Source organism: Stenotrophomonas maltophilia (assembly GCF_047782825.1).
Lineage (GTDB): Bacteria > Pseudomonadota > Gammaproteobacteria > Xanthomonadales > Xanthomonadaceae > Stenotrophomonas.
Map to the genome: position 1 here is coordinate 2,885,001 of NZ_CP180589.1, position 2,500 is coordinate 2,887,500.

Here is a 2,500-nt window from a genome sequence, read left to right on the forward strand (position 1 = left end):
AACTTGTTTGAGGAACTTGAAGCTCTTCGTGAAGTTGTTGCTGCAAGTCCAGGTCGAAACCGGGTGCCTGCAAAAAAAGGAAAACCCCGCTGCGCATGCAGCGGGGTTTTTGGGTATAAACCCTGGCGATGACCTACTCTCGCATGGCTTGAGCCACACTACCATCGGCGCAGCTGCGTTTCACTTCCGAGTTCGGGATGGGATCGGGTGGTTCCACAGCGCTAATTTCACCAGGGAGGCTTTTGGAGAGTCGCACTCGTCCCAGTGGGACAAGGCGCCAGCCTCGCATAGTTCTTGTGACGTAGCTTGCACTTGGATGCCCTTACGACGTTGTCGTAAAGCCAAGGCAACTTGAGGTTATATGGTCAAGCCACACGGATCATTAGTATCAGTTAGCTCAATACATTGCTGTACTTACACACCTGACCTATCAACCACATAGTCTATATGGTTCCTTCAGGGGGCTTGTGCCCCGGGAGATCTCATCTTGAGGCGCGCTTCCCGCTTAGATGCTTTCAGCGGTTATCGCTTCCGAACATAGCTACCCGGCAATGCCACTGGCGTGACAACCGGAACACCAGAGGTTCGTCCACTCCGGTCCTCTCGTACTAGGAGCAGCCCCTCTCAAATCTCCAACGCCCATGGCAGATAGGGACCGAACTGTCTCACGACGTTCTGAACCCAGCTCGCGTACCACTTTAAATGGCGAACAGCCATACCCTTGGGACCGACTACAGCCCCAGGATGTGATGAGCCGACATCGAGGTGCCAAACACCGCCGTCGATATGAACTCTTGGGCGGTATCAGCCTGTTATCCCCGGAGTACCTTTTATCCGTTGAGCGATGGCCCTTCCATACAGAACCACCGGATCACTAAGTCCTAGTTTCCTACCTGCTTGATCCGTCGATCTTGCAGTCAAGCACGCTTATGCCTTTGCACACAGTGCGCGATGTCCGACCGCGCTGAGCGTACCTTCGAGCTCCTCCGTTACTCTTTAGGAGGAGACCGCCCCAGTCAAACTACCCACCATACACGGTCCCCGACCCAGATAATGGGCCCAGGTTAGAACGTCAAGCACGACAGGGTGGTATTTCAAGGATGGCTCCGCTGCAGCTAGCGCCACAGTTTCATAGCCTCCCACCTATCCTACACAGACGAACTCAACGTTCAGTGTAAAGCTATAGTAAAGGTTCACGGGGTCTTTCCGTCTTGCCACGGGAACGCTGCATCTTCACAGCGATTTCAATTTCACTGAGTCTCGGGTGGAGACAGCGCCGCTGTCGTTACGCCATTCGTGCAGGTCGGAACTTACCCGACAAGGAATTTCGCTACCTTAGGACCGTTATAGTTACGGCCGCCGTTTACTGGGGCTTCGATCAAGAGCTTCGCCTTGCGGCTGACCCCATCAATTAACCTTCCAGCACCGGGCAGGCGTCACACCCTATACGTCCACTTTCGTGTTTGCAGAGTGCTGTGTTTTTGATAAACAGTCGCAGCGGCCTGGTTACTGCGACCCTCTTCAGCTATAGCTCGCACGAGCCACCAAAAAGGGTGCACCTTCTCCCGAAGTTACGGTGCCATGTTGCCTAGTTCCTTCACCCGAGTTCTCTCAAGCGCCTGAGAATTCTCATCCTACCCACCTGTGTCGGTTTACGGTACGGTCTGCGTAAGCTGAAGCTTAGGAGCTTTTCCTGGAAGCGTGGTATCAGTGACTTCGCCATAAAGGCTCGTCTCGGTGCTCGGTCTTAAAGGATCCCGGATTTGCCAAAGATCCAAACCTACCGCCTTTCCCCAGGACAACCAACGCCTGGTACACCTAACCTTCTCCGTCCCTCCATCGCACTTACGCGAGGTGCAGGAATATTAACCTGCTTCCCATCGACTACGACTTTCGTCCTCGCCTTAGGGGCCGACTCACCCTGCGCCGATTAACGTTGCGCAAGGAAACCTTGGGCTTTCGGCGTGCGGGTTTTTCACCCGCATTATCGTTACTCATGTCAGCATTCGCACTTCCGATACCTCCAGCAGACTTCTCAATCCACCTTCAACGGCTTACGGAACGCTCCTCTACCGCGCATACAAAGTATGCACCCCAAGCTTCGGTTCACTGCTTAGCCCCGTTAAATCTTCCCCGCAGACCGACTCGACCAGTGAGCTATTACGCTTTCTTTAAAGGGTGGCTGCTTCTAAGCCAACCTCCTGGCTGTCTGTGCCTTTCCACATGGTTTTCCACTTAGCAGTGAATTTGGGACCTTAGCTGTGGGTCTGGGTTGTTTCCCTTTTCACGACGGACGTTAGCACCCGCCGTGTGTCTCCCATACAGTCCGTCTCGGTATTCGGAGTTTGCAATGGTTTGGTAAGTCGCGATGACCCCCTAGCCATAACAGTGCTCTACCCCCGAGAGGATACATATGAGGCGCTACCTAAATAGCTTTCGAGGAGAACCAGCTATCTCCGGGTTCGATTAGCTTTTCACTCCTAATCACAGCTCATCCCCG

General features: G+C 53.7%; 2 rRNA genes (1 of these 2 running past the window's edge). Both read right to left on the reverse strand.

Features of this window, described 5'->3' with window-relative positions:
• Positions 1-120: 120 nt before the first annotated feature.
• Positions 121-235: ribosomal RNA gene (gene rrf, locus ACM2ZB_RS13485) — 5S ribosomal RNA — on the reverse strand.
• A 126-nt stretch (positions 236-361) separates the two neighbouring features.
• Positions 362-2,500, reverse strand: a 23S ribosomal RNA gene (locus ACM2ZB_RS13490) (it continues 739 nt past the right edge of the window).